Source organism: Chthonobacter albigriseus, from assembly GCF_013839445.1.
Classification (GTDB): domain Bacteria; phylum Pseudomonadota; class Alphaproteobacteria; order Rhizobiales; family Pleomorphomonadaceae; genus Chthonobacter; species Chthonobacter albigriseus.
Map to the genome: position 1 here is coordinate 14,071 of NZ_JACDIT010000009.1, position 17,703 is coordinate 31,773.

A 17,703-nucleotide genomic window follows, 5' to 3' on the forward strand; every position below is an offset into this window, starting at 1 on the left:
CGTCTGACTGGCCCGCCCCGATTCGCCCGTGGCCCGAATCGTAGCCGGGAATTGATTCGCCGGGAAGATTCCTTCTCCGCCCCCGTGCGAATCACCGGGCCTCGGGCAGCGCGACCGCGCTCTTCGCCGGACTGCGGAGGAGATGCCGGTTCATCCGCCCCTCCAGCAGGCCGAACCCCTGGCGGATGACGAAGGTGAGCGACAGGTAGAGGACCGCCGCGGCCAGCAGCGGCTCGTAGACCCGGAACGTCTGCGACCGCAGGATGTTGGCCTCCCCCATGATGTCGCGCACGGTGATCGTGAACACGATGGCGCTCGCCTTGAGGAGCAGTACGGTTTCGTTGGCGAGCACCGGCAGGCTCTGCCGGATGGCGAGCGGCAGCACGATCGTCAGCCGGATCTGCCACTTGCCCATCCCCATCGACTTGCCCGCTTCGGTCAGGCCCCGCGGCACGTTCTGGATCGCCGCGCGCAGCACCTCACCCGAATAGGCGGCGGTCGAAATGGTCAGCGCGATGAACGCGCACCAGAGCGGCTCCCTGAGGATCGGCCAGAGGAAGCTGGCCCGGACCTCGCGGAACTGGCCGAGCCCGTAGTAGATGATGAACATCTGCACCAGGAGTGGCGTGCCGCGGATCACCTCGATGAAGGCGATCGCCGGAAGCCGGACGACCGCCCGCTGAGACGACCGCGCCAGCGCCACTCCGAGGGCCGCGGCGTTGCCGGCGATCGAGGTCGTGACCAGCAGGAAGATGGTGATCCACAGCCCATCGAAAAGCGCCGTGAACACCCGTGCGTAGAAGGCCGTGTCCATCGCTCAGGCCCTCATGCCGGGTTTGTAGGCCCGTCGCTCGACCCAGGCCTTCAGCCCCATCGAGACCAGCGAAAGCACCAGGAAGATCGCCGCCACCGCCATGTAGAAGGTGAAGGGTTGCCGGGAGTAGGCGGCACCCGACGCCGCTGTACCGACGAGGTCGCGGATGCCGACGACGCTGATCAGCGCCGCGTCCTTCAGCGTCACCAGCCAGACGTTGCCGAGCGGGGCGGCGGCAAGACGCATCGCCTGTGGCAGCGTCACCTTCGCGAACACCTGCAGCGGATGAAGCCCGAGTGCCAGCGCCGCCTCGCTCTGTCCGCGCGGCACTGCCATGAACGCGGCGCGGAACACGCCCGTGGTGTAGGTGCCGCAGATCACCGCCAGCGCCGTTACGCCGGCCGCGAAGGCGTTGATCTCGATTTCCACGCCCGGCGAGACCAGCGAGGCGAGGTCGCGGATCGCCGAGGTTCCCCCGTAGTAGATGATCAGGATCACCAGGATGTCCGGCAACCCCTGCACCACGGTCGTGTAGCCCTCCGCCACGAAGCGGGCCGGCGCCGGACCCTTCAGCTTCGCCCAGGCCCCGATCAGGCCGATGGCAAGGCCCAGCAGATACGACAGCACCGCGATCTGCACGGTGACCCAGGTGCCCGCCATCAGCGTCCACCCCCACCCGCCTTCTCCGAAGCCGAGCAGAACGAAGGGATCCGTTGGTTTCATCAACCCATCCAAAGGCTGGAGCACTGGAGGGATGCTATGCGATTTTACGGAAGGGCCAAGGGGAAATGCTGGGCGGCCCGTGCCGGTATGATCGGCAGGGCGCCCGGGTCGTCCTGTCCCGGCCTCGGCATGCGACCGGCCACGCACGAGCCGATCCATCCCTCCCCCGAAAGGGGGGCAGGATGGACCTCTCGTGCCGGAAAGACCCGGACGCGTCCGCGATCAGCCGCCGAATGCGTCGAAGTCGAAGTACTTGTCGTTGATCGCCTTGTACTTGCCGTTGTCGCGGATCGCCTTGATGGCCGCGCTGAACTTGTCCTTCAGCGGATCGCCCTTGCGCACGGCGACGCCCACGCCGTCACCCATCAGCGGATCGGTGAACGGCGCGCCCTTCACCTCGAAATCCACCCCGTCGGGCGTCTTCAGCAGGCTGTCGGTCAGCGCGATGGAATCGGCCAGCAGAAGGTCGACACGGCCCGCGATCAGGTCGAGGTTCGCGTTCTCCTGCGTGTCGTAGGTCTTGATCTCCGCCTTGTCCTTCAGCTTGGCGTCGGCATAGGAAGCGTGCGTGGTGGAAACCTGCACGCCGACCACCTTGCCCTCCAGCTTGTCGAGCGCGAGCGTGCCGTCGGCGTTGGTCTCGAAGGTCGCGTCCTTGCGGCCGACGAACATCGCCGGCGTGTTGTAGTACTTGTCCGAGAAGTCGACGACCTGCTTGCGCTCTTCCGTGATCGACATGGAGGCGATGATGGCGTCGAACTTGTTCTCCGTCAGCGCCGGAATGATGCCGTCCCAAGCCTGGAGCACCCAGACGCACTTCACTTTCATCTCTTCGCAGAGCGCCGCCTGCAGGTCCGCCTCGAAGCCCTGGACGTTGCCGTTGGCGTCGATGGTGGTGAAGGGCGGATAGGATTCCGGCGTGGTGCCGATGCGGACCGTGTCCTCCGCGGCCGCGGCGCCGGCAAGGCCGGCGGTGATGGCGAGAGCATACGCGATAGTCTTGAACGACATGGCTTCTGGTTCCCTGCTTTCGTGGTCGACCGACCGTGTTCCCGTCTTTCGACGTTTTTTGTCGTGCACCGCCGGTATTCCGGCTGGCGTTCATACCCGTCTACAGCGCGGCCGTCTGACCGGCCGACGCTTCATCAGTCCTCCAAAGCGCCCGACTTGGCGGTCGCCGACCGCTTCGTGCCGAGAAGCTTCAGAAGATCGTCCCCCGCCCGCGTCAGGCGGTGCGCCCGACGCGTCAGGATCAGTCCGTCCTGCGGCGCGGTGACGATCACCGCACCGCCTGCCTCGCCCGGCGCCGTGAGGATGCTGGCGAGCGGATCGCCCGCCCTCACCCGGTCGCCCGGTTCCACGTGATAGAGGATCGCGCCGCCCGCCGGCGCATAGGCCATTTCCACGTGGTCGAGCGGCACCGCCGGCCCCTCGAACCGCGCGGGGCCGTCGACCGCCGCGTCGCGGATCACCCCGCGCCCGACCAGGAACCGGTAGAGGCCCGCCGCATCCCGCTGCCCGAGCTCCGGCGAAACGTCCCGCCGTCCGCGCAGCTCCACGGTCGAGATCGCCCGCCGTTCCCACCGCGCCTCCTCCGGCGACAGGCCGAGATAGGGCGCGATGGCCGCCTCCTCGAAGGCCCCGTCGGAGGTCTCGTCCCAGATGATCACCGCCTCGCAGCCGAGCGCGGCGGCAAGGTCCTGCATGCCCGGCCATACCTGCCTGGGCGCGTAGATGTAGGGGAGCGCCTCGTCGTCGCAGTGCAGGTCGAGCACCAGGTCGTGCCCGAGCGAAAGCGCAACGAGCCTGGCCTTCAGCCGCTTCTCGGCGAAGACGGGCGCGTCGTCGCCCGGCAGCAGCGACGGGTCGGGGCGCGGCAGCAGCGGGAAGTCGCGGTTGAAGTTCACTCGGCTCCCGAGCGAGAACCGGCCCATGTGCTCACCGAAATGGTGCTGGGCCGAGCCGATCGGATTGGCGTAGGGCACCACCGTCACGGCCCCGAGCAGCCGCCCGTCCCGCTCGGCCGCCTCGACCATCGGGATCAGGTAGTGCAACGCCGCCACGCCCGGCAGTTCGTTGCCGTGCAGGGCCGCCTGCAGGTAGGCCGTGGGAGCGTCGGCGGAGGCCCCGCGAAAGCGCAGAACGGAAAAACGGTGCTCGATGCCGGGCGTGTCGCCGGAAATCGTCTCGACCGTCCGCTCCATCCGGCACCGCTCCTCACCAATTCGGGTCTGCAACGCTACCACTCTGATACAGACGTGCAACAGCGTTTCGCGTTCGTCGCCGCTTCAGCCAAGCACCACCCGTGCGAAGGATCGCGCGATCTCCACCGCCTCCGCGGGCGAGAACGTCGTGGAATCAAGGCAGTGCTCCAGCCACAGCCCGTCCACCAGGGCGGTGATGGCGATGCCGGTGAGCCGCGTGTCGAGCGGCCGTCCGCGCGCCTCGGCGATCGCGGCCAGGATGGTTTCCAACTGCGCGCGGTTGCCGGCATAGATTTCCGCGTGGACCTGCCGGACCCGCGGATCGCGTCGCACCAGCGACCAGAACGCCAGCCACGTGGAGAGCAGATCCGCGTCCAGGATCGGCGGCCGGAAGTTCGCCTCCAGGAACGCGTCGAGCCGCGCATAGGGGTCGTCGCCTGCCGCCGCAATGGCGCCGTCGATCGCCGCCGACACCCGTTCGCCGACGAAGCGGTAGGTGTCGAGGATCAACTGGTCCATCGACCCGAAATGGTGCCGGATCAGCCCCGCGGACACCCCGGCCCGCGCTGCGACCTCGCGCACCGACGTTCCCGCCACACCCAACTCCGCCAGGCACTGCGCCGTCGCCGCGATCAGGTCCGCACGCCGGGTTTCCGGGTCTTCACGGGTGAACTTGGGTCTGCTGAGCGCCACGGGATGTCAACCGTCAGTCGTCTTCGGAACCGCGACCGTAGATCAGACCCGCCGTCGAGGGAAGCGGGGGCGCCGGAGGGACAAGGCGATGCCCGCAGAGCCACGCCGCTCGCCAGCTTGGAACCCGTCGCTAGACAAGGACCGCGCGCGAACCGCCACAACGGATACGGCAGTGAATCCACCTCGTAACGACAATCCAGTTCAGCAGCCGGGCGTAGGTGCACTTAAAATCGGTTCATTCACTTCCCACCGCCCGCTTGACAACGTTTCGGTCAACCGCAGCCACCGCGTCCTCGAAAACCCGCCCGACCCCGATCACCACCGTCGGACCCTTCTCGATCACCCCGTCCGTCAGCAGGTCGCGCAGCCTGAGCGGCACCAGCTTCTGCCCGCTCTGCCCGATGGCGTAGCCGAGCACCACCGGCGTCGCCTCGGGCAGCCCTTCCCGGATCAACCGCTCTGCGATGCCCGACGAGGTGCGCCCGCCCATGTAGACGATCAGCGTCGTCTCCGGATCCGCGAGGCCCTTCCAGTCCAGGTGCTCGTCGAGCTCGCCGCTCTTGCCGTGCCCGGTGACGAAGCGGATCGAATGCGACGCGTCGCGATGGGTGAGCGACACGCCGAGCGCGGACGCCATCGCGATACCCGCGGTGATGCCCGGCACCACCTCCACCGGCACGTTCTCGCGCTGCAGCGCTGCGATTTCCTCGCCGGCCCGGCCGAACACCATCGGGTCGCCGGCCTTCAGTCGCACGATGCGCCGGCCCTGGCGCGCCAGGCTGATCATCAGGTCGTTGATGTCCTCCTGCCGGCAGCTGTCGCGCCCGCCGCGCTTGCCCACCATCACGCGCTTGGCCTCGCGCCGCGCCAGTTCAAGAATGTCGGGCGAGACGAGGTCGTCGAACAGGATCACGTCCGCCGACTGCAGCGCGCGCACGGCTTTCAGCGTCAGAAGGTCGGCCTCGCCCGGCCCGGCCCCCACCAGAACCACCCGCCCGCGCGCACCATCGCCCGACGACGCGATGCGGCCGGCGGCATCCATCAGCGCCCGCTCGTCGCCCTCCGCCGGCGCCGGCCCGAACGCCCTCTCCGCCAGGTGGTCCCAGAAGCTGCGCCGCTCCGCCCCGGGCTTCAGCCGCTCGTTCACCGTCTCTCGCACGCGCTTGGCAAGCGCGCCCCAAGCGGCCAGCGACGGCGGCAGCAGCGCCTCGATCTTGCGGCGGATCGCCTGCCCCAGCACCGGCGCCGCGCCATCCGTGGAGATGCCGATCACCACTGGCGACCGGTTGACGATCGAGCCGAACTGGACGTCGCAGAACTCCGGCTTGTCCACCACGTTGCACACCACGCCGGCCGCCTTGGCCGCGCATCGGAACGCCCAAGCCTCGCCCTCCCCCTCCGCGTCGCAGAGCGCGAACACCGGCCGCGGCTCGAAAACGTCCAGCGCCCACGGCCGCACGTGCAGTGTCAGGCTGCCGCCCTCGACCCCGCGCGCCACCAGCGCTTCCATCTCCTCCGCGGGCTCGGCAGCATAGACCGCGACATCCGCCCCGGCCGCCGCCAGCAGTTCGGCCTTCCAGGCTGCCCCGGCACCGCCGCCGGCCACGATCACCCGTTTGCCCGTCAGTTCCATGAACAGGGGCAGCTTGGCGAGCCGACCCATCCGGGCGGGCGCGGCCTCGCGGGGCGATCGGGGAGAAGGCGCCATGGTTCAGGTCTCCAGATGCTGCGGCGGTATCAGCCACGGTTCGCCGTTGGCATCAAGCCAAACCTGCAAGATCCCTGCCGCGTCCCGCTGCCCCGCGGCGGCACACCGCATCACGGCTTCAGGTCGGCCATCTCCCGCATCGGCGCAAGGGCGCCCTTGACGCCGATCACACGTGCCGCGACCGCGTGACCCAGCCGGGCAGCCTCCACCGGCGCCCAGCCGGCCAGCCGCGCTGTCAGATAGCCGGCGTTGAAGCTGTCGCCCGCGCCCGTGGTGTCGACCGGCTCGGCAACCGAAACCGCCGGCACCCTCTCCATCCGCCCGTCGAAGGCGACGATGCACGGATCGGCCCCGGCCTTCAGCACCACCTCCGGCACGCCGTAGCCCGTCACCCGTGCGATCTCAGCCGCGGGATCGGCATCGCCGTAGAGATCCTTCTCGTCCGGCCACGTCGGCAGCGCGACGGTGGCGACCCGGTAGCCGTCGGCGATCGCCGCCTTCATCGTCTCCGCATCGGGCCAAAGCCGCGGCCGCACGTTCGGATCATAGGCCACCAGCCCGCCGCGCGCCCGCACCGCGGCGAGAGCATCGAGCAGTGTCCGCCGATCCTCCGGCGACAGGATCGCCAGCGTGATCCCGGAGAAATACACCGCATCCGCATCCGCCAGCGCCGCGACGAGGTGGTCCTGGTCGGCGGCCAGCAACCGCGCCGCCGAGGTTTCCCGCCAATAGGAGAACGACCGTTCGTGGCCATCGAGGTGGATCGCGTAGAGCCCAACCGGCCGCCCCTTCACCGAAAGGATCCGAGACGCGTCCATTCCGGACGCCGAGATGAATCGCCTCAACTCATCAGACAACCGATCGTCCCCGAGCGCCGTCACATAGCGCACGGTCCAAGCTGAGGGGTCGCTGAGCGCCCGGACGTACCAGGCGGTATTGAACGTATCGCCGGCGAAACCTTGGCGGTATAGCCCTTCGCCCACCGCGGAAAGCTCGATCATGCACTCGCCGATGCTGGCAAAAACGCGGCTCACGGCCCGGTTTCCTCCCTGACTGCAGTCCATCCGTGCCAGCCATGGCACCGAACCGGCCTGCACGTCAAATCCTCCCGCATATTCATCATCTGAGTTTCGAAAAATTCATCACACCACTTGACGACAGAGGTCGCCTCAAGGATGGTACGCCCGAGCCGGACGGTCGGCTGCCAACCCCGTGCTTTGGGGTGTCGTAGGCCCGTCGGGAGAACGGGCGAACCGGCCGGCTTCGCATTGGGGAGGATGGTGAGTGCTGATCCACGACGACCGGCTGTTCCCGGCCGATCCCTCGACGCGCGGGGTTGCCCGCCGGCTTTATGCCGAAGTGCGCAACCTGCCCATCGTCAGCCCGCACGGCCACACCGATCCGCGCTGGTATGCCGAGAACGAACGGTTCCCGGATCCCGCCCAGCTGTTCGTGGTGCCCGACCACTACATCTTCCGCATGCTGCTCTCCCAGGGCATCGATCTCGCCCGGCTCGGCGTCCCCCGCCGCGACGACGGACCGGTGGAGACCGACGGACGCCTGATCTGGGATCTGTTCGCAGCCAACTACTATCTCTTCCGCGGCACGCCGACGCGCAGCTGGCTGGACCACGCCTTCGCCACCCTGTTCGACCTGGAAGTCCGCCTCTCCCCGGAAACCGCCGACCTCTACTACGACCGGATCGCGGAGCGGCTGGCCACCGACGCCTACCGGCCCCGCGCCCTCTTCGAGCGCTTCAACATCGAGGTGATCGCCACCACGGAAAGCCCGCTTGACGACCTGAAGTGGCACGCCATGATCCGCGACAGCGGCTGGTCCGGGCGCGTCATCACCGCCTACCGCCCCGATCCCGTCGTCGATCCCGAGTTCGAGGGCTTCGCCGCCAACCTCGCTCGCTTCGGCGAGATCACCGGCTGCGACGTCGCCACCTACGCCGGCTACCTGGAGGCTCACCGGGTCCGCCGCGCCTTCTTCAAGTCCTTCGGCGCGACCAGCACCGACCACGGCCACATCTCCGCCCGCACGGCCGACCTGTCCCGCATCGATGCCGAACGCCTCTATGCCGCCGTCCGCACCGGCGGCGGAACGGCCGCCGAGGCCGATCTCTTCCGCGCCCAGATGCTGACCGAGATGGCGCGCATGAGCCTCGACGACGGCCTCGTCATGCAGATCCACCCGGGCTCCCGCCGCAACCACTCGCCGGCCCTCTTCGATCGCTTCGGGCGCGACCGCGGCTGCGACATTCCCGGCCGCACAGACTACGTGTCCGACCTGAAGCCGCTGCTCGACGCCGTGGGCATGGAGCCGGGCCTCACCATCATCCTCTTCACCCTCGACGAAACCACCTATTCCCGCGAACTCGCCCCGCTCGCCGGCGTCTATCCCGCGCTGAAGCTGGGCCCGGCCTGGTGGTTCCACGACAGCCCAGAGGGGATGATGCGCTACCGCGAACTCGTCACCGAAACGGCCGGCTTCCAGAACACGGTCGGTTTCAACGACGACACCCGCGCCTTTCCGTCCATTCCCGCCCGCCACGATGTCGCCCGGCGGGTGGACTGCGCCTTTCTCGCCCGGTTGGTGGTCGAACACCGGCTGGACGAGGACGAAGCGGCCGAGGTGGCCCGCGACCTCGCCTACGGGCTGGCCAAGCGGGCCTACAAGCTCTGACGCCAACGACAGAAGACTTGTTCAGAAGACCAGTGGAGGAGACCTGACATGTTCCGTTTCAAGACGTTCACCGCCGCCATCGCCGTTGCGGCCGCGCTCGCCGGCAGCCCGGCGCTTGCTGCCGACATCACCCTGCGCTCGGCCGACATCCATCCGGACGGCTACCCGACCGTCGACGCCGTGAAGTTCATGGGTGATCTCGTCAAGGAGCGCACCGGCGGCCGCATCGAGATCCAGGTGTTCAACAACCGCCAGCTCGGCGAAGAGAAGGACACCATCGAGCAGACGCGCTTCGGCGTCATCGACATGAACCGCATCAACCTGGCGCCGCTCAACAACCTGGTGCCGCAGACGGTCGTGCCGGCCCTGCCCTTCATCTTCCGGTCCACCGACCACATGCACAAGGTGATGGACGGCCCGATCGGCGAGCAGATCCTCGCCGCCCTGGAGCCGCACGGCCTGATCGGGCTCGCCTTCTACGACAGCGGCGCCCGGTCCTTCTACACCGTCAACAAGCAGATCAAGTCGATCGAAGACGTCAAGGGCATGAAGATCCGCGTCCAGCAGTCCGACATGTGGCTCGCCACCATGGAGGCCCTCGGCGCCAACCCGACGCCGATGTCCATGGGCGAGGTCTACTCCTCGCTCGAGACAGGCGTGATCGACGGCGCCGAGAACAACTGGCCGAGCTACGAGAGCTCCAAGCACTACGAGATCGCCAAGTTCTACACCCTCAGCCAGCACTCCATGTCGCCGGAAGTGCTCGTCGTCTCCAAGATCAGCTGGGACAAGCTCTCGCCGGAGGACCAGGCGATCCTGAAGGCCGCCGCCAAGGAATCCGTCCCCAAGATGCGCGAACTCTGGCAGGCGCGTGAGGCCAAGTCGGAAGCCGTGGTTCGCGAGGCCGGCTCCACTGTCGCCGAGATCGACAAGCAGCCCTTCATCGACGCCATGAAGCCGGTCTACGAGCGCTTCGCCAACACGCCTGAGCTTCAGGACCTCGTCCAGAAGATCCAGGCCACCGAGTAGTCGCTCCGGCGACACCGGCAATCGACGAGGTCTCCGGCGGCGCCCACCCGCGCCGCCGGGGCCACTTCACCTCGCCATCAACCAGGCCCCGCGAATGACCTCCAGACCCTTCCCTCTGATCCGGCGCATCCTCGACATGATCGCCACCGGCGCGCTCTGGCTGGCCGGCCTGGGCCTCGTCGCCATGACGGGCATCGTCGGCTGGCAGGTCTTCGGCCGCTACGTGCTGAACGCCACGCCGATCTGGTCGGAACCGCTCACGCTGCAGCTGATGAGCTGGTTCATCCTGTTCGGCGCCGCCGTTGGTGTGCGCGAGAACTTCCATCTGGGGCTGGACCTCCTGCACTACCTCCTCCCCGAGGCTGTCGGCCGCGTGTTCGACGTCATCACCCTGGTGCTGATGATCGGCTTCGGCCTTGCCATGGCCTGGTACTCCACAGAGCTCGCCATCGGCACCTGGACGGCGACCCTCCCGGCCCTTGGCTGGCCCGGCAGCTTCGACTTCATCCCCCTCGCCATCGGCGGCGTGCTGATCGCCGTCTTCTCCGCCGAACGCCTCGTCGACCTCCTCACCGGCACCCGCCCGGTGGTGGTCGAGGGTGAGAACGTCGCCAACATCGAGGTTGTGTGATGGAGCTCTGGGTTCTCTTCGGCACCTTCACGGTGCTCATCCTGATCGGCATGCCGATTGCCTTCTGCCTCGGCATCTCCGCCCTCGCCACCGTGCTGACCATGGGCCTGCCGCCGGTGGTCGTGTTCCAGCAGATCAACTCCGGCATGAACGCCTTCGCCATGATGGCGATCCCGTTCTTCATCTTCGCCGGCGACCTGATGATCCGCGGCGGCATCGCCGAGCGCCTCGTCGCCTTCGCCGCCTCTCTCGTTGGGCATCTGCGCGGCGGACTTGGTCAGGTGAACGTGGTCGCCTCCACCCTCTTCGGCGGCATCTCCGGCTCGGCCGTCGCCGACGCCTCGGCGATCGGCGGCCTGATGATCCCGCAGATGGAGAAGCGCGGCTACGACCGGGACTACGCGGTCAACGTCACCGTCCATTCCGCCATCATCGCGCTGATGATCCCGCCCTCGCACAACATGATCATCTACTCGATCGCCGCCGGTGGAAACGTCTCGGTCGCCGACCTCTTCACCGCCGGCATCATCCCCGGCCTGCTGCTCGCCGCCGCGCTGATGCTCACCGCCTGGTGGGTCGCGCGCTGGCGCGGCTATCCCTCCGGCACCTTCCCCGGCGTCGCCGCGGTCGGTCGCGCGCTGCTGGTCTCCCTCCCAGGCCTGCTCCTCATCGGCATCATCTTCGGCGGCGTCCGCTCCGGCGTCTTCACCGCCACGGAAAGCTCCTGCATCGCGGTGATCTACGCCGCCCTGGTCGCGCTCTTCGTCTACCGCGAGCTCGACTGGTCCGGCTTCGTGGAAGCCACCCTCGGCGCCGTGCGCACCACGGCCATGGTGCTCCTCGTCATCGGCACGGCCGGCGCTTTCGGCTGGTTGATGGCCTTCCTCCAGGTGCAGACGTCGCTGGTGACTGCGCTTCAGGCGGTCTCCGACAACCCGATCGTCATCCTGCTCCTCATCAACGTTGCGCTGCTGCTGCTCGGCACCTTCATGGACATGGCCCCGATGATCATCATCGCGACCCCGGTCCTCCTGCCTGTGGTCAAGGCCTTCGAAGTCGATCCCGTGCACTTCGGCGTCATCCTGATCCTCAACGCCGGCATCGGCCTCAACACGCCGCCGGTGGGGTCGGTGCTCTTCGTGGGCTGTGCTGTGGGCAAGATCACCATTCGCGAGGTGATGAAGACCATCTGGCCCTTCTTCGGCGCGTCTGTTCTGGTGTTGCTGCTCGTCACCTACATCCCGGCGCTGTCGCTGTGGCTGCCGGCGGCGTTCCGCTGACGCAACCCCCAAAAGGCCTCGCATACCATGCCCCTCGACGCCGCATCCCTCGCCGCCCTGCCGCCCGGCATCAGCCGCCCGGACTACGACCGCGCGGCGGTCACCCCCGGCATCGTCCATCTCGGCATCGGCGCATTCCACCGGGCGCACCAGGCGGTCTACGTCGATGCCCTGCTCCGCCGCGACCCGTCCTGGGGCATCGTCGGCGCGTCGCTGCGCTCGCCAGAAACCGCCGACGCCCTCAACCCGCAGGACGGCCTCTACACCCTCGCCGTCCGTGAGGACGAGCGCACCGACTTTGCGGTGATCGGCTCCATCCTGGAGGTGATCGTCGCCCCGCGCGAGCGCGAGCGGCTGCTGGCGCTGATGGCCGATCCGCGGGTGCGCATCGTCACCCTCACCGTCACCGAGAAGGGCTACTGCCACGACCCGGCGACCGGCCGCCTCGACGAGAACCACCCCGGCATCCGCGCCGACCTCGCCGATCCGACGGCGCCCGGCACCACCCCCGGCCTCCTCGTGGAGGCGCTCGCCCGCCGTCGCGCCGCCGGCGTCCAGCCCTTCACCGTTCTGTCCTGCGACAATCTCCCGGCCAACGGCCGCACCGTTCGCCGCATCGTCGCGCGTTACGCCGAGCTGCGCGATCCGGCCATCGGCCGCCATGTCGAGACCGAGGTCGCCTTCCCCTGCTCCATGGTCGACCGCATCGTCCCGGCCACCACCGACGCCGACCGCGCCGCCGTCGCTGAGGCCTTGGGCACCGCCGATGCGTGGCCCGTCATGACCGAGCCCTTCACCCAGTGGGTGGTGGAGGACGACTTCCCCGCCGGCCGGCCCCGCCTGGAGGACGTCGGCGTCGAGATGGTTGCCGACGTCGAGCCCTTCGAGCTGATGAAGCTGCGCATGCTCAACGGCTCGCACTCCACGCTCGCCTATCTCGGCTACCTCGCTGGCTACGAAACCGTGGCCGACGTCATGGCCGACCCAGCTTTCGCCGCTCTGGTCCATGGCCTGATGACAAGCGAGGTGATGCCGACGCTCGTCGTCCCCGGCATCGACCTCCCTGCCTACCGCGACGCCTTGATCCGCCGCTTCCGCAACCGCGGCCTCCGGCACCGCACCTGGCAGATCGCCATGGACGGCAGCCAGAAGCTCCCGCAGCGCCTGCTCGGCACCATCCGCGATCGTCTCGCCTCCGGTGCCTCCATCAACCGCCTGTCGCTTGGTGTGGCCGCCTGGATGGCCTATGTCAGAGGAGTTGACGAACAGGGACGCGCGATCGACGTCCGCGACCCCCTCGCCGAGCGCTTCCGCGCCGTTGCGGATGCGGCCGGGGAGGACGCGGCAAGGCTGGCGAACGGCTACCTGGAGATCGTCGATGTCTTCGGCACCGCGCTGCCGGCCGACCCGAGGTTCCGCGCCGCCGTGACGGACGCCCTCGGCCGGCTGCTCCGGGACGGCGCCGCCAGGACGGTCGCATCCCTACCTTCGGAAGCATGAACCCATGAATGCCCCCCGCCGCGAGCCCCGCATCCTTCGCCTGAACCCCGCCGACAACGTGGTCGTCGCTCTGGACCGCATCGACGCCGGCATCCCCGTCGGCGGCCTCGTCGCGCGCGGCCGGATCCCCAAGGGTCACAAGCTCGCCGCGCAGGCGATCGCGGTGGGCGAGCCGATCCTGAAATTCGGCCAGATCATCGGCTTTGCCAGCGAGCCGATCGAGGCGGGGGCACACGTCCATGTCCACAACGTCGAGATGCACGCCTTCGAGCGCCACGCCGACCCGGAGGACCTCGCCGCCCGCGCCGTCCCCACCATCGAGCCGGCCACCTTCCAGGGTTACCGCCGCGCCAACGGCAAAGTGGGCACGCGCAACTACGTCGGCATCCTTACATCGGTGAACTGCTCGGCCACCGTCGCCAAGTACATCGCCAAGGCCGTCGAGCAGTCCGGCATCCTGGCCGAATACCCCAACGTCGACGGCGTCGTGCCGCTCGTCCACGGCACCGGCTGCGGCATGGCCGGCAAGGGCGAGGCCTACGAGGTGATCGAGCGCACCCAGTGGGGCTACGCCTCGCACCCCAATTTCGGCGCCGTGCTCCTCGTCGGCCTGGGTTGCGAGGTGTTCCAGATCCCGCGCCTCAAGGAACGCTACGGCCTCGTCGAGGGCCCGCACTTCCGCTCCTTCACCATCCAGGAATCCGGCGGCACGAAGAAAGCCGTCGCCGCCGGCGTCGCCGCCGTGCGCGAGATGCTGGAGGTCGCCAATCAGGCCCGCCGCGAAACGGTGCCGGCAAGCGAACTCACCGTCGGCCTGCAGTGCGGCGGCTCCGACGGCTACTCCGGCCTCACCGCCAACCCGGCGCTCGGCGTCGCCGCCGACCTGCTCGTCGCCCAGGGCGGCACCGCCATTCTCTCCGAAACCCCCGAGATCTATGGCGCCGAGCACCTCCTCACCGCCCGCGCCGAGACGCCCGAGATCGCCGCCAAGCTGATGGAGCGGATCCGCTGGTGGGAGGACTACGCCGCCCGCAACGACGGCGACATGAACAACAACCCCTCGCCCGGCAACAAGGCTGGCGGCATCACCACCATTCTGGAGAAGTCGCTCGGCGCGGCCGCCAAGGGCGGCACCTCGCCGCTTCGGGGCGTCTTCCGCTACGCCGAACCGGTCAACGTGCGCGGCTTCGTCTACATGGACAGCCCCGGCTACGACCCCGTCTCCGCGACCGGCCAGATCGCCTCCGGCTCCAACCTGATCGTCTTCACCACCGGTCGCGGCTCCGCCTTCGGCGCCAAGCCCGTGCCGTCGGTGAAGCTCTCCACCAACACCGATCTCTTCCTGCGCCAGTCCGACGACATGGATCTCGACTGCGGCGACGTCCTGGAAGGCGTCTCGCTGGAGGAGAAGGGACGGCAGATCTTCGACCTGATGCTGAAGATCGCCTCGGGCGAACACTCCAAGTCGGAGGAGCACGGCTACGGCGACGCCGAGTTCGTGCCCTGGCAGATCGGCGCCGTGATGTGACGCGGAGGCGGCGGAAACCGCCACCGCGTGAGAAATTGTCACCATGGACGGGCTGATTCGCTCGTCTTCCATCGAGGGGCCTGGAGATGGCGGAACCCGGTCTGAAGCCGAAGCCCAAGCGGGCCGACAAGGTGATCGAGCACCTCAAGGGCCGCATCGCGTCCGGCGCTCTCGGACCCGGCGCCAAGCTGCCCACGGAGGTCGAACTCATCAAGGAGTTCGGCGTCTCCCGCACCGTGGTGCGCGAGGCGATCGCCGTGCTCGCCGGCGACGGCCTCGTCAAGGCCCGCCAGGGCGCGGGCGTCTTCGTGCTCGACAGGCCGAGAGACGGCTTCGCCCACCTGATCGCCGATCTCTCCGGCCGCCTCTCCGCCGTCTTGAACGTCCTGGAAGTCCGCATGGCGGTGGAGATCGAGGCCGCGGGCCTTGCCGCCCAGCGCCGCTCCGCCGCCCAGGAAGGCGAGATCCGCGAGGCCTTCGAAGGCTTCAATCGTGATCTGGAGGCGGGCGTGCCCACCGGCGACGCCGATTTCGCCTTCCACCGGGCCATCGCCGAAGCCACCAACAACCCGTTCTACGTCGAGATCCTCGACGTGCTCGGCCGCCGCACCATCCCGCGCGACCTCGTCGCCATGGCTGCGCCCGACTACGTCCTCTCCCGCCCCTACCTGGAGACGATGCAGGCCGAGCACGCCGCCATCCTCGACGCGATCGCCGTGTCGGATGCGGAGGGCGCACGCGAGGCCATGCGCCGGCACCTCGCCCAGAGCCAGCGCCGCTACCAGCACCTGCTGCAGAAGTCCGCCGGCAACCGGCCCGCGCCGGCCGGCCCCGACGGCCTGCGCCTTGGGCAGCCCGCTTGAACCGGCCCGCGGCCGTCGCATCCCCGTTGCGCCATGCAGGCTCCTGAATTAGTATGACCTCCTGATATAGTCATCATACGAATTTGGGAGCACATCCGGAATGCACGTCACGACGCGTCAGGCCGTCGATCCGGTCCGCGCCAAGACCCTCGACACCGAGGGCCTCCGGCAGAACTTCCTGGTCGACGATTGCTTCCGCCCCGGCGAGATCCGGCTGACCTACACCCACTACGAGCGGCTGATCGTCGGCGGCGCCGTTCCGACCGGCGCCGCGTTGCCGTTGGTCGCCACCCGCGAGACCGGCACCGAGAGCTTCCTCGCCCGCCGCGAACTCGGCGTCGTCAACATCGGCGGCCCCGGTCGCATCACCGTCGACGGCGCCGGCCACGCCCTCGCCCCGCGCGACGTGCTCTACGTCGGCATGGGCGCCGGCAGCGTGGTGTTCGAGAGTGACGACACGGCCAATCCTGCCCGCTTCTACATCCTCTCCGCCCCGGCTCACCGCAGCTACCCGACCCGGCTGCTGAAGATCGCCGACGCCAAGCGCCTCGATCTCGGCGCGCCGGAGACCGCCAACGTCCGCTCGATCTACCAGATGATCATCCCGGGCGTCTGCGACAGCTGCCAGCTGGTTCTCGGCATCACGGAGCTCGCCGCCGGCTCGGTCTGGAACACCATGCCCCCGCACATCCACGATCGCCGCTCCGAGATCTACCTCTACTTCGGCCTCGCGGAGGGCTCCAGGATCCTCCACCTGATGGGCGAACCCACCGAGACCCGCCACCTCGTGGTCGGCGACGGCGAGGTGGTGCTCTCCCCGCCCTGGTCGATCCATTCCGGCGCCGGTACCGGCGCCTACACCTTCGTCTGGGCCATGGGCGGCGACAACGTCGACTACACCGACCAGGATCCCGTCACGCTGCAGGTGCTGAAGTGAGCAGTCCGTTCAGTCTGCATGGCCGCCGCGCCGTCGTCACCGGCGCCAACACCGGGATCGGCCAGGGCATCGCGGTCGCCCTCGCCGCCGCCGGCGCCGAGGTGCTTGCCATGGGCCGCTCGTCGATGGCCGACACGCTCGCCCGCATCGAGGCCGCCGGCGGCACCGCCCGCGAGGTCACCGCCGACCTCTCGCCGCCCATGGCCGCCGCCGAAGTCATCGGACGACTTTGGGACGAAGTCGGACCTCTCGACATCCTCGTCAACAACGCCGGCATCATCCGCCGCGCCGACGCGGTCGATTTCACCGAGGCCGACTGGGACGCGGTGATGGACCTCAACCTGAAGAGCGCCTTCTTTGCCGCCCAGGCGCTGGCCCGCCACGCGCTCGCGGCCGAACGTCCGGCGAAGATCATCAATGTGGCTTCCCTGCTCTCCTTCCAGGGCGGCATCCGCGTGGCGAGCTACACGGCCTCCAAGAGCGGCCTCGCCGGCCTCACCCGGCTGCTCGCCTGCGAGTGGGCCGCGCGCGGCATCAACGTCAACGCCATCGCCCCCGGCTACGTGGAGACCAACAACACCGAAGCCCTGCGCAAGGACGCCGAGCGCGCCTCGGACATCCTGAAGCGCATTCCCGCCGGCCGTTGGGCGCGGCCCGAGGACATGGGCGGCGCTGCCGTTTTCCTCGCCTCCAACGCCGCCGACTACGTCAATGGCATCGTCCTGCCGGTCGACGGCGGCTGGCTCGCCCGCTGATGGAGCACCCTGTCATGTCCGATCTCTTCACCGGCCCGGAAGGCACCGCCTGGACCGACACCGAACCCGGCGTCCGCCGCCAGATCCTCGTCCACACCGACGACCTGATGATGGTCCGCGTCGATTTCCGGAAGGGCGCGGTCGGCAAGCTGCACAACCACCCGCATATCCAGGCGAGCCTGGTGGAACGCGGCGTCTTCGACGTCACCATCGACGGCCGCACAGTGCGCCTGGAGAAGGGCGGCACCTTCATCGTGCCGACCAACCTGGTCCATGGTGTGCTCGCGGTGGAGGAAGGCGCGTTGATCGACGTCTTCACGCCCCGGCGCGACGATTTCCTGACGCCCTGA

At 68.6% G+C, this 17,703-nt stretch carries 17 protein-coding genes; 10 read left to right on the forward strand and 7 right to left on the reverse strand.

The window, feature by feature from the left end:
• Nucleotides 1–91: 91 nt before the first annotated feature.
• The 7 genes from HZ321_RS18525 to HZ321_RS18555 all read right to left on the reverse strand — a co-directional run bounded on the left by HZ321_RS18525 (nt 92) and on the right by HZ321_RS18555 (nt 7,206).
• On the reverse strand, nt 92–814 hold the full coding sequence (locus HZ321_RS18525) for an ABC transporter permease (protein WP_181703892.1): 723 nt from the start codon (nt 812–814) through the stop codon (nt 92–94).
• A gap of 3 nt (nt 815–817) precedes the next feature.
• Nucleotides 818–1,537 (reverse strand): ABC transporter permease, encoded by a 720-nt coding sequence (locus tag HZ321_RS18530; protein WP_181703893.1) that lies wholly within the window; start codon nt 1,535–1,537, stop codon nt 818–820.
• A gap of 222 nt (nt 1,538–1,759) precedes the next feature.
• Complete coding sequence (locus tag HZ321_RS18535) at nt 1,760–2,548, reverse strand: transporter substrate-binding domain-containing protein (protein WP_181703894.1); 789 nt, start codon at nt 2,546–2,548, stop codon at nt 1,760–1,762.
• A gap of 134 nt (nt 2,549–2,682) precedes the next feature.
• Entirely contained in the window at nt 2,683–3,741 is a 1,059-nt protein-coding gene (locus HZ321_RS18540; RefSeq protein WP_181703895.1) for a succinylglutamate desuccinylase/aspartoacylase domain-containing protein, read from the reverse strand.
• 84 nt (nt 3,742–3,825) lie between these two features.
• Nucleotides 3,826–4,434: a TetR family transcriptional regulator C-terminal domain-containing protein gene (locus tag HZ321_RS18545; protein ID WP_206682805.1), complete on the reverse strand. Its 609-nt coding sequence runs from the start codon at nt 4,432–4,434 to the stop codon at nt 3,826–3,828.
• A 235-nt stretch (nt 4,435–4,669) separates the two neighbouring features.
• Nucleotides 4,670–6,142: a siroheme synthase CysG gene (gene cysG / locus HZ321_RS18550; protein ID WP_244635994.1), complete on the reverse strand. Its 1,473-nt coding sequence runs from the start codon at nt 6,140–6,142 to the stop codon at nt 4,670–4,672.
• Between the two features lie 110 nt (nt 6,143–6,252).
• A complete protein-coding gene (locus HZ321_RS18555) occupies nt 6,253–7,206 on the reverse strand; it encodes a sugar kinase (protein WP_181704017.1) in 954 nt (317 codons plus the stop codon).
• Nucleotides 7,207–7,426: 220 nt separating this feature from the next.
• Between HZ321_RS18555 and uxaC the strand changes: the two genes are divergently transcribed.
• From uxaC to HZ321_RS18605, 10 genes are all read left to right on the forward strand, one after another.
• Nucleotides 7,427–8,830, forward strand: coding sequence for a glucuronate isomerase (gene uxaC, locus HZ321_RS18560; protein ID WP_181703896.1), 1,404 nt, complete (start codon nt 7,427–7,429; stop codon nt 8,828–8,830).
• 48 nt (nt 8,831–8,878) lie between these two features.
• Complete coding sequence (locus HZ321_RS18565) at nt 8,879–9,859, forward strand: TRAP transporter substrate-binding protein (protein WP_181703897.1); 981 nt, start codon at nt 8,879–8,881, stop codon at nt 9,857–9,859.
• A 94-nt stretch (nt 9,860–9,953) separates the two neighbouring features.
• On the forward strand, nt 9,954–10,490 hold the full coding sequence (locus HZ321_RS18570) for a TRAP transporter small permease (protein WP_181703898.1): 537 nt from the start codon (nt 9,954–9,956) through the stop codon (nt 10,488–10,490).
• Nucleotides 10,490–11,770: a TRAP transporter large permease gene (locus HZ321_RS18575; RefSeq protein WP_181703899.1), complete on the forward strand. Its 1,281-nt coding sequence runs from the start codon at nt 10,490–10,492 to the stop codon at nt 11,768–11,770. The genes HZ321_RS18570 and HZ321_RS18575 overlap by 1 nt, the downstream gene beginning before the upstream one ends.
• A 27-nt stretch (nt 11,771–11,797) precedes the next feature.
• Nucleotides 11,798–13,270 (forward strand): mannitol dehydrogenase family protein, encoded by a 1,473-nt coding sequence (locus tag HZ321_RS18580; protein WP_181703900.1) that lies wholly within the window; start codon nt 11,798–11,800, stop codon nt 13,268–13,270.
• A gap of 4 nt (nt 13,271–13,274) precedes the next feature.
• Nucleotides 13,275–14,798, forward strand: a complete 1,524-nt coding sequence (locus HZ321_RS18585) for a UxaA family hydrolase (protein WP_181703901.1) — start codon at nt 13,275–13,277, stop codon at nt 14,796–14,798.
• An 86-nt stretch (nt 14,799–14,884) separates the two neighbouring features.
• The gene (locus tag HZ321_RS18590) at nt 14,885–15,661 is read left to right on the forward strand and encodes a FadR/GntR family transcriptional regulator (RefSeq protein WP_181703902.1); all 777 of its coding nucleotides are present in this window, start codon (nt 14,885–14,887) and stop codon (nt 15,659–15,661) included.
• A gap of 100 nt (nt 15,662–15,761) precedes the next feature.
• Entirely contained in the window at nt 15,762–16,598 is an 837-nt protein-coding gene (kduI, locus tag HZ321_RS18595) for a 5-dehydro-4-deoxy-D-glucuronate isomerase (protein WP_181703903.1), read from the forward strand.
• Entirely contained in the window at nt 16,595–17,353 is a 759-nt protein-coding gene (gene kduD, locus HZ321_RS18600) for a 2-dehydro-3-deoxy-D-gluconate 5-dehydrogenase KduD (protein WP_181703904.1), read from the forward strand. The genes kduI and kduD overlap by 4 nt, the downstream gene beginning before the upstream one ends.
• Nucleotides 17,354–17,367: 14 nt before the next feature.
• Nucleotides 17,368–17,703 carry a cupin domain-containing protein gene (locus tag HZ321_RS18605; RefSeq protein WP_181703905.1) on the forward strand — a complete coding sequence of 112 codons (336 nt, stop codon included), beginning with the start codon at nt 17,368–17,370 and terminating at the stop codon, nt 17,701–17,703.

Excerpts from the sequence above, each read along its gene's own strand:
- cysG (WP_244635994.1), bottom strand. The coding sequence starts at position 6,142 with ATGGCGCCTTCTCCCCGATCGCCCCGCGAGGCCGCGCCCGCCCGGATG.
- HZ321_RS18590 (WP_181703902.1), top strand. The coding sequence starts at position 14,885 with ATGGCGGAACCCGGTCTGAAGCCGAAGCCCAAGCGGGCCGACAAGGTG.
- HZ321_RS18585 (WP_181703901.1), top strand. The coding sequence starts at position 13,275 with ATGAATGCCCCCCGCCGCGAGCCCCGCATCCTTCGCCTGAACCCCGCC.
- HZ321_RS18535 (WP_181703894.1), bottom strand. The coding sequence starts at position 2,548 with ATGTCGTTCAAGACTATCGCGTATGCTCTCGCCATCACCGCCGGCCTT.
- HZ321_RS18605 (WP_181703905.1), top strand. The coding sequence starts at position 17,368 with ATGTCCGATCTCTTCACCGGCCCGGAAGGCACCGCCTGGACCGACACC.
- HZ321_RS18565 (WP_181703897.1), top strand. The coding sequence starts at position 8,879 with ATGTTCCGTTTCAAGACGTTCACCGCCGCCATCGCCGTTGCGGCCGCG.
- HZ321_RS18580 (WP_181703900.1), top strand. The coding sequence starts at position 11,798 with ATGCCCCTCGACGCCGCATCCCTCGCCGCCCTGCCGCCCGGCATCAGC.
- HZ321_RS18540 (WP_181703895.1), bottom strand. The coding sequence starts at position 3,741 with ATGGAGCGGACGGTCGAGACGATTTCCGGCGACACGCCCGGCATCGAG.
- HZ321_RS18570 (WP_181703898.1), top strand. The coding sequence starts at position 9,954 with ATGACCTCCAGACCCTTCCCTCTGATCCGGCGCATCCTCGACATGATC.
- HZ321_RS18525 (WP_181703892.1), bottom strand. The coding sequence starts at position 814 with ATGGACACGGCCTTCTACGCACGGGTGTTCACGGCGCTTTTCGATGGG.
- HZ321_RS18530 (WP_181703893.1), bottom strand. The coding sequence starts at position 1,537 with ATGAAACCAACGGATCCCTTCGTTCTGCTCGGCTTCGGAGAAGGCGGG.
- HZ321_RS18555 (WP_181704017.1), bottom strand. The coding sequence starts at position 7,206 with ATGGACTGCAGTCAGGGAGGAAACCGGGCCGTGAGCCGCGTTTTTGCC.
- kduI (WP_181703903.1), top strand. The coding sequence starts at position 15,762 with ATGCACGTCACGACGCGTCAGGCCGTCGATCCGGTCCGCGCCAAGACC.
- HZ321_RS18575 (WP_181703899.1), top strand. The coding sequence starts at position 10,490 with ATGGAGCTCTGGGTTCTCTTCGGCACCTTCACGGTGCTCATCCTGATC.